General features: G+C 72.4%; 6 protein-coding genes and 2 rRNA genes. 6 read left to right on the forward strand and 2 right to left on the reverse strand.

The window, feature by feature from the left end:
* The 3 genes from ACWGB8_RS07005 to ACWGB8_RS07015 all read left to right on the forward strand — a co-directional run.
* Window positions 1-93, forward strand: a 23S ribosomal RNA gene (locus tag ACWGB8_RS07005); the annotation flags it as partial.
* 85 nt (window positions 94-178) lie between these two features.
* A 5S ribosomal RNA gene (gene rrf / locus ACWGB8_RS07010) occupies window positions 179-295 on the forward strand.
* A 95-nt stretch (window positions 296-390) separates the two neighbouring features.
* Window positions 391-1,281 carry a phosphatase PAP2 family protein gene (locus ACWGB8_RS07015; protein ID WP_452211027.1) on the forward strand — a complete coding sequence of 297 codons (891 nt, stop codon included), beginning with the start codon at window positions 391-393 and terminating at the stop codon, window positions 1,279-1,281.
* Between the two features lie 150 nt (window positions 1,282-1,431).
* On the opposite strand, the gene ACWGB8_RS07020 is transcribed toward ACWGB8_RS07015, so the two are convergent.
* Together ACWGB8_RS07020 and ACWGB8_RS07025 are read right to left on the reverse strand one after the other, a co-directional pair.
* Entirely contained in the window at window positions 1,432-1,992 is a 561-nt protein-coding gene (locus tag ACWGB8_RS07020; protein WP_452211029.1) for an acetate uptake transporter, read from the reverse strand.
* A gap of 388 nt (window positions 1,993-2,380) precedes the next feature.
* Window positions 2,381-4,933: a SpoIIE family protein phosphatase gene (locus ACWGB8_RS07025; RefSeq protein ID WP_452211030.1), complete on the reverse strand. Its 2,553-nt coding sequence runs from the start codon at window positions 4,931-4,933 to the stop codon at window positions 2,381-2,383.
* Between the two features lie 561 nt (window positions 4,934-5,494).
* Between ACWGB8_RS07025 and ACWGB8_RS07030 the strand changes: the two genes are divergently transcribed.
* The 3 genes from ACWGB8_RS07030 to ACWGB8_RS07040 all read left to right on the forward strand — a co-directional run bounded on the left by ACWGB8_RS07030 (window position 5,495) and on the right by ACWGB8_RS07040 (window position 13,908).
* Window positions 5,495-10,030 carry a HAMP domain-containing protein gene (locus ACWGB8_RS07030; RefSeq protein ID WP_452211122.1) on the forward strand — a complete coding sequence of 1,512 codons (4,536 nt, stop codon included), beginning with the start codon at window positions 5,495-5,497 and terminating at the stop codon, window positions 10,028-10,030.
* A gap of 315 nt (window positions 10,031-10,345) precedes the next feature.
* Window positions 10,346-10,978: a response regulator gene (locus ACWGB8_RS07035; protein WP_452211032.1), complete on the forward strand. Its 633-nt coding sequence runs from the start codon at window positions 10,346-10,348 to the stop codon at window positions 10,976-10,978.
* Window positions 10,979-11,214: 236 nt separating this feature from the next.
* A complete protein-coding gene (locus ACWGB8_RS07040; RefSeq protein WP_452211034.1) occupies window positions 11,215-13,908 on the forward strand; it encodes a DNA translocase FtsK in 2,694 nt (897 codons plus the stop codon).
* Window positions 13,909-14,150: the final 242 nt, after the last annotated feature.

A 14,150-nucleotide genomic window follows, 5' to 3' on the forward strand; every position in this document is an offset into this window, starting at 1 on the left:
GGCTCCCAGTAGACGACTGGGTTGATAGGCCGGATATGGAAGCCCAGTAATGGGTGGAGTTGACCGGTACTAATAGGCCGAGGGCTTGTCCTCAGTTGCTCGCGTCCACTGTGTTGTTCTGAAACAACGACCCCCTGCCCATGGCCTGGGTGGGGTGCGGTTGACAGTTTCATAGTGTTTCGGTGGTCATAGCGTGAGGGAAACGCCCGGTTACATTCCGAACCCGGAAGCTAAGCCTCACAGCGCCGATGGTACTGCAGGGGGGACCCTGTGGGAGAGTAGGACGCCGCCGAACAATCATTCCAAAAACGCCCCCTCCCGTACGGGAGGGGGCGTTTTTGCGTTACCCTCTCGGCCAGCAAGCCCCGAGTACGGCGAGAGGCGCGGCCAGTGCAGAATCTGACCCTTACGTGGCAGTCCGCCGGAGGAGCCTCGGTTGCGCTCTACGGCGCCTCGTACGCGGCCGCGCGGATACAGCGGAGCGGTGTCGCAGCCCTGCTACGGGAGGCCGGCACGCTGCTGGCCCTGTTCACGCTCTGGCAGCTGGTCGGCCACCTGTCGCTGATGAGCACCGAGCACGCGCTGGACCGGGCCGACTGGATCCACCGGACGGAGCTGGCCTTCGGGTTGCCGGACGAGGCGGTCTGGCAGGCCGCGGTGACGCCGTACCCGGTGCTGGTGAAGGCGGCGAACTACTACTACGCGGTCATGCACTTCTCGGTGATGCTCGGGGTGCTGCTCTGGGTCTTCCTGCGGCACCGGGACCGCTACGGCTGGGTGCGGAACACGGTGGTGATCACCACGGCGATCTGCCTGCTGGTGCAGTTCATCCCGGTGGCGCCGCCCAGGATGCTGCCGGAGAACGGGTTCGTCGACGTGGCGCTGGAGTACGGGCAGTCGGTGTACGGCGGCGCGGTGGGCGGGGTGGTGGCCGCGCAGCTGTCGGCGATGCCCTCGGTGCACGTCGCGTGGTGCGTCCTGGCGGCGGTCGCCGTGGTGAAGGTGTCGGCGAGCCCGCTGCGCTGGCTGATGGTGCTGCACCCGGTGCTCACGGTCGTGGTGGTCGTCGTCACGGCGAACCACTTCTGGGCGGACGGCCTGGTGGCGGTGGCGATCCTGCTGCTGGCGTACGCGGCGCAGGCCTACGGGGCTCGGCTGCTCGCCCTGCGCGGGGCCCGGAGGCGGCAGGACGCCCCTGCCCCGTCCGTGGGCGCGGGGACGGGCACGGGGACGGCAGCCGGGACCGGGCCGGGGACCACGGCGGCCACAGCCGCGCGCTGAGCGGCCCGGGCCCGGCGTACGGGCAGCGGAGCGCCCGCCGACCCCCGCGCGAAGGCCACGAGGAAGCCACGAGGAAGCCACGGGGAACCCGCGAGGATGCGCAGAAGGGCCGGCACTCCTCCGGGGAGGGCCGGCCCTTCCGCTGTGCGGTCACTTCACGGGCAGGGCCTCCCGGCCCCAGCCGCTGTTGGTGAGGTTGGCCGTGGCCCAGTACCAGGACGCCGCGCCGGACGCCGCGGCGACCCAGCCGGCGGCCTTGCCGAGCCCGCCGGACTCGTTGAGGACGCCGAGCGCGGCGAGTACCAGGGCGACGGTCAGCAGGCCGTAGACGGCCCGGCTGAACAGGCCGGAGTTCCAGCTCGCCAGGGCGAGGGTGAGCGCCAGCAGGGCCCAGAGGAGCAGGAAGAGACCCGCGGCGTTCTTGCTCGTGCCGGCCGCCTGGGACCAGGCGGCCCAGAACGCGCCGAGGCTGGTGAAGGCGGTGCCGGTGAAGGCCTCGCCCCCGCGCAGCTGCCAGATCCCGGCGACGAAGAGGGTGAGACCACCGACAACATGGGCGACACCGGCCGCGTTCTTGACCCCGGTGCCACTGAAGATCCCGGTGGAGAGCAGGCCGAAGGCGAGGAGAGTCAGGCCGAGTGCGAGGTAGCCGAGGTTACCTGCGTCGGCTCCGGTGGATCGGGCGGTTGCCCCGGTAGCTTCGTTGCTCACCGGAGGCTCCTTTCACTCTGGGGGCGCGTGGGGGCGCAGCAGTGTGACTCGTGTGGCTCGGACGAGCGAGCGTGCGAGAGGGAGAGGGTGCGCGCGACCGTGCCGAGGACGCACGGCTCGGGGCGTGCGTGCGGCTGCGGTCAGGTGATGGGCCGGCAGCGCTGCTGTCGGCGGGTGTCCCCGCCGGGGGGATTCCCCGGTGGGATCGGTGTGAGATCGGTGTACCCGGCCGAACAGGCTTGTACCCTTGTGAATCGCACAATTTGTGGCGTCGTCAGCTGTGGAACGCTCAGGCTTGACGTCCGTGTGTTCGCGAACCGGCCGCTTCCGGTACCGGCCGGCAGACCCGTCCGCCCACGGCCCGCCGCCGACCCCGGACGGCCCCGGCTCAGCCCGTGCGCTGGGCGGGGACCCGCAGGGTGAGGATCGCCATGTCGTCGGAGGGCGGCTCGGGGGCGAAGCGCTCGACGGCGCGCTGGACCCGCAGGGCGACGGCGCCGGCGGTGAGGCCGGTGCAGCCGGTGAGGACCTCGGCGAGGCCGTCGTCGCCGAGCATCCGCCGGCCCTCGCGACGTTCGGTGACGCCGTCGGTGACGCAGAGCAGGACCTCGCCGGGTTCGAGCACCAACCGCTCGGCGGTGAGCTCCAGTTCGTCCATCACTCCGAGCAGCGGCTGCGGGGTCGCGGCGCGGTCGACCTGTCCGTCGGTGCGCAGCCGCAGCGGCAGCGGGTGGCCGGCGCAGACCAGGGAGAGCTCGGTGCTGCCGTCGGGGAGCGGGGTGAGTTCGCCGTACAGCAGGGTGAGGAAGCGGCTGCGCGAACCCTCGTCCAGGATGGCGGCGTTGAGCCGGGTGAGGACCTGCGGGGCGTCCAGGCCCTCGCGGGCGAGCAGGCGCAGGGAGTGCCGGGCGAGTCCGGTGACGGAGGCCGCCTCGGGGCCCGTGCCGCAGACGTCGCCGATGGCGAAGCCGTAGGTGCCCTCGCGGATCGGGAAGAGGTCGTAGAAGTCGCCGCCGACCTCGTTGCCCTCGCCGGCGGCCTGGTAGTAGACGTCCACCTCGACGCCCGGGATCTCGGGCAACTCCGGTGGCAGCAGGCTGCGCTGGAGGGCCTGGCTGGTGGCGGTGCGCTCCGAGTAGAGGCGGGAGTTGTCGAGGGCGAGGGCAGCCCGGCGGGAGAGGTCCTCGGCGAGTTCGAGGATCTCCTGGCGGAAGCGCACGCCGGCCGAGGTGCCGAGGGTGAGCAGGCCGATGACCCGGTTGCGGGCGGCGAGCGGCAGGACGACGGTCTCGCCGAGCAGGCCGGCGAGTTCGGGGCTGTCGGTGAGGCCGCTGCCGCGGGCGGTCTCGGTGGGGGCGGTCCAGAAGCGGGTGCCGGGCGCCGGGTCGGGGTCGGGGGCCGGGGTCTTGTCGAGCAGGGCGCGCAGCGGGTCGATGCGGTCCTCGTCCTCGTGCAGGACGAACGCCAGGGAGGTGCCGGCGCCGTGGTCGCCGTTGGTGTAGACGGCGCACCAGGAGGCGAGGGTGGGGACGGCCATCTGGGCCATCAGCGCGAGGGTCTGCTCGTGTTCGAGGGTGCCGGCCAGCAGTTCGGAGGCTTCGACGAGGAAGGAGAGCGAGCCGCGGCGCAGCCGTTCGAGTTCGGCGAGGCGGGCGCTCTCCAGGGCCAGCGCGACCCGGTCGGCGGCGAACTGGAGGCGCAGCGCGTCCTCGTTGTCGTAGCGGCCGGGGGCGGCCGCGGCGACGCCGAGGGAGCCGATGAGCCGGCCCTCGACCTTGAGCGGGACGGTGACCAGCGAGCGCAGTCCGCTGCCGGTGAGGACGGGCAGTCCGGCGGGGCGCAGGGCGAGGTCCTCGTGGACGGAGGGCAGCCGGGCGGAGTCGTAGCGGTTGGGGCCGTCGACGGGGAAGCGGGTGTGCCGGCGGTGCCCGGTGGTGAGGCCGGTGGCGGCGCGGACCTCGAACTCGGTCTCGTCGTCGGTGGTGAGGAGCAGGTAGGAGGCGTCGGCGTCGAGCAGGTCGCGGGCGCGTTCGACGGTGCGCTGCAGCAGGGTGCCGAGGTCCTCGGGGACGGGGCCGCTGAGCAGGTCGAGGGTGCCGGCGGGTTCGGGGGAGTCGCCGGACAGGGCGCGGGCGGGGGAGCGGAGCACCGCGCGGTCCGGCTCGCGCACCAGCAGGCAGAGCGTGGAGGGGGTGCCGACGGCGTCGCGGACGCGTACGTGCAGCCCGTACACGTCGACGGTGTCGGCGCCGGTGTGCAGGGCGTAGCTGCCCTCCCAGCGGGCCAGCCGGAGGGTGTCGGCGAGGCCGAGGCCGCGGCCGGGGGTCTGCGGCCAGAGGGCGAGGTCGGCCCAGGGGCGGCCGAGGACGTCGGCGGCCCGGTGGTGGAAGAGCTCCTCGGCGTCGGGGTTCCACGCGAGGACGCGGCCGTCGTCGTCGATCTGGACGACGGCGACGTGCACCGGGCCGGTGGTGCGCGGGAGTTCGCCGCCGGGCGCGGCGGGGAGGGCGTAGCGGGTGCCGGTGACGGGGGCGGGCAGGGCGAGGCGGAACCAGACGGTCTTGCAGCCGGAGCCGTACTCGACGCCCCAGCGGCTGGCGAGGGCGGAGCACATCAGCAGGCCGCGGCCGCCTTCGCCGTCGGGGTCGGCGTAGCGCTCGGAGGCGGTGACGGGGCCGTCGGAGAGGGCGGGCAGCCCGCGTTCGGGGTGGTGGTCGGTGACCTCGATGCGGACGGTGCCGTCCTCGTGCAGGCAGCAGACCTCGGCGGCGGTGCCGGCGTGCACGACGGCGTTGGTGACGAGTTCGCTGACCAGGACGACGGCGTCGTCGACGACCTCGGGCAGGCCCCAGCCGAGCAGGGCGTCCCGGACGAAGGCGCGGGCGGCGGCGGCCGACCGGCCGTCGGGGTCGAAGGTGGCGGCTGCGCGCGCGGTGACCACGTTGCCACTTCTCCTCTGCTCGGGCCCTGGCTGACCGGGTGCGGCGGCGACGTCGGCGTGCGCGCCCGCGGGGTGGCGGCGGGCGCAGGCCCGGTCGTGGCCCGGTGCAGCGCTCCACCCTACTTTCCGCTGGGTTCCCCGTGGGGGCGGGGCGCCGAAACAGGCACCTGAGGGTGATTCTCCCCACCTGTTTCGGCCGGTGCGGTACCAACCGAGCGCAACCGGCCGTATACCCGGTGCGGGTCCTGCCAGACTGGGGGGTCCGCGACGACCGGTCGGGCAGTACGGTCGGTGCGGGCGCCGGTGGGCCGGGAGGGCCGCCGGTGTGCAGGAGTGCCGCCGGTGGTGTCCCCGCGGGAAGCGGGGCGGGCGCCGGACAGTTCACGATGTGGGAGGGTCCCGTTGAGTTCGGCCACCAAGGACGCAACCGGTACGACACCGACCGCCCCGCGCGGCGGTCGGTCCGGCGCCGCGCCGCGGAGCGCGGCCGGGCGGCGTACGAGCCACGGGCGGGGGGCCGAGCCGGCCGAGCTGCGCAAGCTGCTGGCCGCCCTCTCCGCGATGCGGGACGGCAACTTCAAGCGCCGTCTGACGGTGTCGGGCGACGGCCCGCTGGCGGAGATCGCCGCGGTGTTCAACGAGGTGGCCGAGCGCAACCAGCACCTGACCGGCGAACTGGCGCGGGTGCGGCGGGCGGTGGGCCGCGAGGGCCGGTTGAACGAACGGCTGGAGACCGGGGCCGGCGAGGGCGCCTGGATGGCGGCGGTCGACAACTGCAACGCGCTGATCGACGACCTGGCGCGGCCGATGGCCGAGGTCGGCCGGGTGCTGACCTCGATCGCCGAGGGCGACCTGGACCAGAAGATGGAGCTGCGCTCGCTGCACTCCAACGGGATGAGCCATCCGCTGCGCGGTGAGTACCTGCGGATCGGGCGGACGGTCAACGGGCTGGTGGACCAGCTGTCGGAGTTCACCGACGAGGTGACCCGGGTGGCCCGCGAGGTCGGTACCGAGGGCAAGCTCGGCGGGCAGGCCAAGGTGCGCAGCGTCTCCGGCAGTTGGAAGGACCTCGCGGACTCGGTCAACACCATGGCGGGCCGGCTGACCGCGCAGGTGCGCAACATCGCCCAGGTGACCACGGCGGTGGCCAAGGGCGACCTGTCGCGCAAGGTCACCGTCGAGGTGGCCGGTGAGATGCTGGAGCTGAAGAACACCGTCAACACGATGGTGGACCAGCTCAACTCCTTCGCGGCGCAGGTCACCAAGGTGGCCAGGGACGTGGGCACCGAGGGACGGCTCGGGGGTCAGGCGCAGGTGCCCGGGGTCGCCGGGGTCTGGCGGGACCTCACCGACTCGGTGAACTTCATGGCCGACAACCTGACCGGCCAGGTGCGCAACATCGCGCAGGTGACGACCGCGGTGGCCCGCGGCGACCTGTCGCAGAAGATCGAGGTGGACGCGCGGGGCGAGATCCTGGAGCTGAAGAACACCATCAACACGATGGTGGACCAGCTCTCCGGCTTCGCCGAGCAGGTGACCCGGGTCGCCCGCCAGGTGGGTACCGAGGGGCGCCTCGGCGGCCAGGCGCAGGTGCCGGGTGCGGCCGGGGTGTGGCGGGACCTGACCGACAACGTCAACTTCATGGCCAACAACCTCACCGATCAGGTGCGCAACATCGCGCAGGTGACCACGGCCGTCGCCAAGGGCGACCTGTCGCAGAAGATCCAGGTGGACGCGCGGGGCGAGATCCTGGAGCTGAAGAACACCATCAACACGATGGTGGACCAGTTGGGCGCGTTCGCGGACGAGGTGACCAGGGTCGCCCGGGACGTCGGCACCGAGGGCATCCTGGGCGGCCAGGCGAGCGTGCCGGGCGTCTCCGGCACCTGGAAGGACCTCACCAACAGCGTCAACCTGATGGCGAACAACCTGACCAACCAGGTGCGCAGCATCGCCGAGGTGACCACGGCGGTGGCCCGCGGCGACGTCTCGAAGAAGATCACCGTCGATGCGCGCGGCGAGATCCTGGAGCTGGTCACCACCGTCAACACGATGGTGGACCAGCTGTCGGCCTTCGCCGACGAGGTGACCCGGGTGGCCCGCGAGGTGGGCACCGAGGGCATCCTCGGCGGGCAGGCGAAGGTCCGCGGGGTGTCGGGTATCTGGAAGGACCTGACCGACAACGTCAACTTCATGGCGTCCAACCTGACCAGCCAGGTGCGCAATATCGCCGAGGTCGCCACGGCGGTGGCCCGCGGCGACCTCTCCAAGAAGATCACCATCGAGGCGCAGGGCGAGGTCGCGGCGCTCGCCGGCACCCTGAACACGATGGTCGACCAGCTGTCGGCCTTCGCGGTGGAGGTCACCCGGGTGGCCCGCGAGGTGGGCACCGACGGCATCCTCGGCGGCCAGGCCGGGGTGCCGGGGGTGGCCGGCATCTGGAAGGACCTGACCGACAACGTCAACCTGATGGCCAACAACCTGACCGGCCAGGTCCGCAACATCGCGCTGGTCATCACGGCGGTCGCCCGCGGCGACCTGTCGCAGAAGATCGACGTGGACGCGCGCGGCGAGATCCTCCAGCTGAAGACCAGCATCAACACCATGGTCGACCAGCTGTCCGCGTTCGCCGACGAGGTGACCCGGGTGGCCCGCGAGGTGGGCACCGACGGGCGGCTCGGCGGCCAGGCCAGCGTGCCCGGGGTGTCCGGCACCTGGAAGGACCTCACCGAATCGGTGAACGAGCTGGCCAACAACCTGACCCGGCAGGTGCGCGCGATCGCCCAGGTCGCCACCGCGGTGACCCGGGGCGACCTCAGCCTGCGGATCGACGTGGACGCGTCCGGGGAGCTCGACGAGCTCAAGGACAACATCAACCAGATGATCGCCAACCTGCGCGAGACCACCCGGACCAACCAGGAGCAGGACTGGCTGAAGACCAACCTGGCCCGGATCTCCGGCCTGCTGCAGGGCCGGCGCGACCTGGAGGCCGTCGCCTCGCTGATCATGACCGAGCTCACCCCGGTGGTCTCCGCCCAGCACGGCGCGTTCTTCCTCGCCCAGCCGGCCGGTCGCACCGCCGAACTGGTCACCGAGGACGACGACGAGAACGACAGCGTGCTGCGGCTGATCGGCAGCTACGGCTACCAGCGGCGCTCGATGCCGACCACCTTCCGGCCCGGCGAGTCGCTGATCGGCCAGGCGGCGGTGGAGAAGCGCTCGATCATCGTGAAGGAGGCCCCGCCCGGCTACCTCAAGATCGCCTCCGGGCTCGGCGAGGCGTCGCCCGCGCACATCGTGGTGCTCCCGGTGCTCTTCGAGGGCCGGCTGCTCGGGGTGATCGAGCTGGCCACCTTCTCCTCCTTCACCACCGTCGCGCTGGACTTCCTCAACCAGATCGCCGACCTGATCGGCGTCACCGTCAACACCATCAGCGTCAACACCAAGACCGAGGGCCTGCTGCTGGAGTCCCAGCGGCTGACCGCGGAACTCTCGATGCGCTCGGCCGAGTTGGAGGCCCGCCAGGAGGAACTGGAGCGCACCAACGAGGAGTTGCAGGAGAAGGCCGAACAACTCGCCCAGCAGAACCGCGACATCGAGATCAAGAACAGCGAGATCGAGGAGGCCCGGCAGGTCCTGGAGGAGCGCGCCGAACAGCTTGCCCTGGCCTCCCGCTACAAGAGCGAGTTCCTCGCCAACATGTCGCACGAGCTGCGCACCCCGCTCAACTCGCTGCTGATCCTCGCCAAGCTGCTCTCCGACAACAACGAGGGCAACCTCTCCCCGAAGCAGGTCGAGTTCGCCGACACCATCCACGGCGCCGGCTCCGACCTGCTCCAGCTGATCAACGACATCCTCGACCTCTCCAAGGTCGAGGCCGGGAAGATGGACGTCCGCCCCGCCCGGATCGCGCTCGTCCAGCTGGTCGACTACGTGGAGGCCACCTTCCAGCCCGTCGCCGTCGACAAGCACCTCGACTTCGCCGTCCGGGTCTCACCCGCCCTGCCGGTCACCCTGCACACCGACGAGCAGCGGCTCCAGCAGGTGCTGCGCAACCTGATCTCCAACGCGGTCAAGTTCACCGACACCGGCGCCGTCGACTTCTCGATCAGCCAGGCCGGCCCGGAGGTCCCCCCGCACGTGCGCGAACGGCTGCTGGAGTCCGGCTCGATCACCGGCCCGGACGACGCGCTGATCGCCTTCTCGGTCTCCGACACCGGGATCGGCATCCCCGGCAACAAGCTCAGGGAGATCTTCGAGGCCTTCAAGCAGGCCGACGGCACCACCAGCCGCAAGTACGGCGGCACCGGCCTGGGCCTGTCGATCAGCCGGGAGATCGCCCGCCTGCTCGGCGGCGAGATCCACGCCGAGAGCGAGCTCGGCAAGGGCTCAACCTTCACCCTCTACCTGCCGCTGCGCACCGACGCCCCGGACCCCGCGGGCCCCTCGGCGGCCCCCGCGGCCGGCGACCGGCCGCAGCCCGCGCAGCACGCCCCGGGACCGCGCGCCGCGATCGCCGTCACCCCCGCCGGCACGCCCGTCCCGGTCGGCGAGAACCCGGCCGAGCACTGGGCCCAGGAGGTCCGCGAACTCGCCGAGGAGCGGCGCCGCGGGGCCGTGGAGCGCCGCCGGGCCGCCGCGCTGGAGGCCACCGGCCGCAGCGACCGGCCCGCGCCGCCCGCCCAGGCGTCCCGGACGGCCGCGAAGGCGCAGGCCCGCTTCGACGGCGAGCAGGTCCTGATCGTCGACGACGACGTCCGCAACGTCTTCGCCCTCACCAGCGTCCTGGAACAGCACGGCCTGACCGTCCTGTACGCCGAGAACGGCCGCGAGGGCATCGAGATGCTGGAGCAGCACGAGAACGTGGCGCTGGTCCTGATGGACATCATGATGCCGGAGATGGACGGCTACGCGACCACCGAGGCGATCCGGCGGATGCCGCAGTTCGCCGGGCTGCCGATCATCGCGCTGACCGCCAAGGCGATGAAGGGGGACCGGGAGAAGTCCCTGCAGGCCGGGGCGACCGACCACATCACCAAGCCGGTCGAGACCGACCACCTGCTCGCCGTGATGCGCCAGCGGCTCGGCCGGGCCTGACCGGCCGGGGCGCGTCCCCCGCCGACCGGCGGGGGCGTGCGGGCCCCACCCGCTCCGGAGTTCGCTCCGGCGGTTGACCCGGTTTGCTGGCGGCGGGGGCCGGGAACCGGGTAGGGTCACCGATCGTTGCGAACAGTGACCGAATGGCAACGGAGTGCTGAGCGTGCGCCGGAGCACTGGGCGCGCACGGCTCCGCATCGTCCGGCGACGGAGCGATGTGCCGGGCGAGGGGGTGCGGCTAGCATGACCGGGGTAGTGGTGGGCAGTGCGCGGGTGCCTTCCCCAGGCAGGCAGACATCAGGAGGGCGGGCCGCGGTGCAGAAGGCGAAGATCCTCCTGGTCGACGACCGACCGGAGAACCTGCTGGCGCTGGAGGCGATCCTCTCGGCGCTGGACCAGACGCTGGTGCGCGCGGCGTCCGGCGAGGAGGCGCTCAAGGCGCTGCTCACCGACGACTTCGCGGTGATCCTGCTGGACGTCCAGATGCCCGGCATGGACGGCTTCGAGACCGCCTCGCACATCAAGCGGCGGGAGCGCACCCGGGACATCCCGATCATCTTCCTGACCGCGATCAACCACGGTCCGCACCACACCTTCCGCGGCTATGCGGCCGGCGCGGTCGACTACATCTCCAAGCCCTTCGACCCGTGGGTGCTGCGCGCCAAGGTCTCGGTCTTCGTCGACCTCTACATGAAGAACTGCCAGCTGAAGGACCAGGCCGCGCTGCTGCGGCTGCAGCTGGAGGCCGGCGGGGAGCCCGAGGTCGGCCACGGACTGCTCGGCGAGCTGTCGGCCCGGCTGGCCTCGGTGGAGGAGCAGGCCGAGGCGCTCACCAAGCAGCTGGACGGCACCGAGGACCGGGCCGCCGCCGCGACCGCCGCGCACCTGGAGCGCAAGCTCGTCGGACTGCGCCGGGCGCTGGAGGCGATGCGCCCGGGTGCCGACTGACACCCGCGCCCCCTCCGGCTCCCGCACGCCCCTTGCGCTCCGGCGTGCGTGCGACACGGGTCCGGCACCGGTCCGCCCGGGCCCGGCCCGGCCGCGCCCCCGGCTCCGGCCGAACGCCACTCGGCTTCACCCGTGCGAGTGAAACCGCGGCGGGATGACGGAGTGTCTGCGACACGTCCGGCCGCCCGACTCGGGCATATGTGCACAGGTCGCCGCCCCCGGTAGGCTGCTGACCCATGGCCACACGTACGCCCGGCAGCGCGGCACGCAACCCCGGTCCGGGACCGTCCAAGAAGGCCGCGGCGAAGGCGCCGGCCAAGCAGCCGGCGGCCAAACCGGCCGCCAGGAAGGCCGCCCCGGCGAAGAAGGCGGCGGCCCGGAAGGCCGCTCCGGCCGCCCCGGCGGCGCCCCCGCCCCGGCCGATACTCCTCCGCGCCGTACGCGCCGTCTGGCTCGGCCTGGCGCACGCCGTCGGCGCGCTCTTCCGCGGCTTCGGTGACGGTGCGAAGAACCTCGACCCGGCGCACCGCAAGGACGGCGTCGGCCTGCTGCTCCTCGCGCTCGCCCTGGTCACCGCGGCCGGCACCTGGTTCAGCCCGCAGGGCTGGCTCGGCGAGGCCGCCACCAACGTGGTCTCCGGCCTGTTCGGCCGGCTGGACGTGCTGGTGCCGTTCCTGCTCGCCGGGATGGCCGTCCGGCTGATGCGCCACCCCGAGGTCCCCGAGGCCAACGGGCGGATCGTGATCGGTCTGAGCGCCCTGGTGGTCGGCGTGCTCGGCCTGGTCCACATCGGCTGCGGCGCGCCCATGATGGGCAGCGGCGCGACCCGGATAAGGGCGGCCGGCGGCATCGCCGGCTGGGCCGCCTCCACCCCGATGATGGCCGCCGCCGGCCCCCCGCTCGCCGTCCCGCTGCTCCTGCTGCTGGCCTTCTTCGGCCTGCTGGTGGTGACCGCCACCCCGGTCAACCGGATCCCGGAGCGGCTGCGCTCGCTCGGCGTCCGGCTGGGCGTGGTCGAGCCCGACCCGGCCGACCGGGCCGCCGAGGGGCGCACGCCGGAGCGCGAGCCGTCCACCGAGCCGCCCGAGGACGCCGATCCGTCGGCCCTGCCGTACACCGTGGACAGCGACGACCCCGACGACGAGATCGCCGCCCGCCGGCGCCGCCGCCGGCGCAAGAAGGTCGACGAGCCGGAGCTCTCCTCCGCCGTGCCCGACGTGTTCGCCAAGGACCCGGACCTCGACCCGTACGCCACCCGGGACCTCGCCGCGGGCGCCGCCGCCGACCTCGACGGCGCGCTGGTCTACGGCGTCTCGCCGTCCTCGGCGGTGGCCGACATGATGCGCCAGGTGCAGGACCGCACCGTCCCGCCGGAGGAGCCGGCCGTCCCCGCCGCCCGCAGCGGCGGCGCCCCCGAGGAGCACGGGCCCGCGCCGGTCCGGATGGAGCAGCTCCAGCTCTCCGGCGACATCACCTACGCGCTGCCGCCCCTGGACCTGCTGGAGCGCGGCGGCCCGGCCAAGGCCCGCAGCGCCCTCAACGACGAGGTCGTCGCCCAGCTGACCGGAGTCTTCGCCGAGTTCAAGGTGGACGCCCGGGTCACCGGCTTCACCCGCGGTCCGACGGTCACCCGCTACGAGGTCGAGCTCGGCCCGGCCGTGAAGGTGGAGCGGATCACCGCGCTCGCCAAGAACATCGCGTACGCGGTGGCCAGCCCGGACGTGCGGATCATCAGCCCGATCCCGGGCAAGTCCGCGGTCGGCATCGAGATCCCCAACCGGGACCGCGAGATGGTCAACCTCGGCGACCTGCTGCGCTCGCGCACGGCCGCCGAGGACACGCACCCGATGGTCGTCGGCATGGGCAAGGACGTCGAGGGCCACACCGTGATGGCCAACCTCGCCAAGATGCCGCACATCCTGGTCGCCGGCGCGACCGGCGCGGGCAAGTCGTCCTGCATCAACTGCCTGATCACCTCGGTGCTCGCCCGGGCCACCCCGGACGAGGTGCGGATGGTGCTGGTCGACCCCAAGCGGGTCGAGCTGACCGCGTACGAGGGCATCCCGCACCTGATCACGCCGATCATCACCAACCCGAAGAAGGCCGCCGAGGCCCTCCAGTGGGTGGTGCGCGAGATGGACCTGCGCTACGACGACCTCGCCGCGTTCGGCTTCCGGCACGTGGACGACTTCAACGCGGCGGTCCGGGCCGGCAAGGTCACCCCGCCGCTCGGCAGCGAACGCGAGCTGACGCCCTATCCGTACCTGCTGGTGATCGTCGACGAGCTGGCCGACCTGATGATGGTCGCCCCGCGCGACGTCGAGGACTCGGTGGTCCGCATCACCCAGCTCGCCCGCGCGGCCGGCATCCACCTGGTGCTGGCCACCCAGCGGCCCTCGGTGGACGTGGTCACCGGTCTGATCAAGGCCAACGTGCCGTCCCGGCTGGCCTTCGCGACGTCCTCGCTGGCCGACTCCCGGGTCATCCTGGACCAGCCCGGCGCCGAGAAGCTCATCGGCAAGGGCGACGCGCTCTTCCTGCCGATGGGCGCGAGCAAGCCGATCCGGATGCAGGGCGCGTTCGTCACCGAGGCGGAGATCGCCGCGGTCGTCCAGCACTGCAAGGACCAGCTGGCGGCCGTCTACCGGGACGACGTCACGGTCGGCGGCGGGCCGAGGAAGGAGATCGACGAGGAGATCGGCGACGACCTCGACCTGCTGATCCAGGCCGCCGAACTGGTGGTCTCCACCCAGTTCGGGTCGACCTCGATGCTCCAGCGAAAGCTGCGGGTCGGCTTCGCCAAGGCCGGCCGGCTGATGGACCTGATGGAGTCGCGCGGGATCGTCGGCCCGAGCGAGGGCTCCAAGGCCCGCGACGTCCTGGTCAAGCCGGACGAGCTGGACGGGGTCATCCTCACCATCCGGGGCTGACCGTACGACAGCCGCCCGGAGCGGGCGTCACCCGGCCCGCTTCACTCGTTCGGAGGAGGGTGGGCGCGGTGCGGGAACCGGACGGGTCCGCACCGCGTCACAGGCCGGAAGGCACCGTGACCACCCCGGCTGACCGGCGGTCAGCGGCCCGACGGGGCGGGTGCGCGCATTCGGGCCTGTTCCGCTTGAGAAACGATCCGCCCACGCCCCTAGACTGTTCTCCAGCAGGTGGCCATCCGCTC

The sequence above is a fragment of the Kitasatospora sp. NPDC054939 genome (assembly GCF_053610105.1).

Coding starts and splice junctions, on each gene's coding strand:
- ACWGB8_RS07030 (WP_452211122.1), top strand. CDS start 5,495: ATGCGGGACGGCAACTTCAAGCGCCGTCTGACGGTGTCGGGCGACGGC.
- ACWGB8_RS07040 (WP_452211034.1), top strand. CDS start 11,215: ATGGCCACACGTACGCCCGGCAGCGCGGCACGCAACCCCGGTCCGGGA.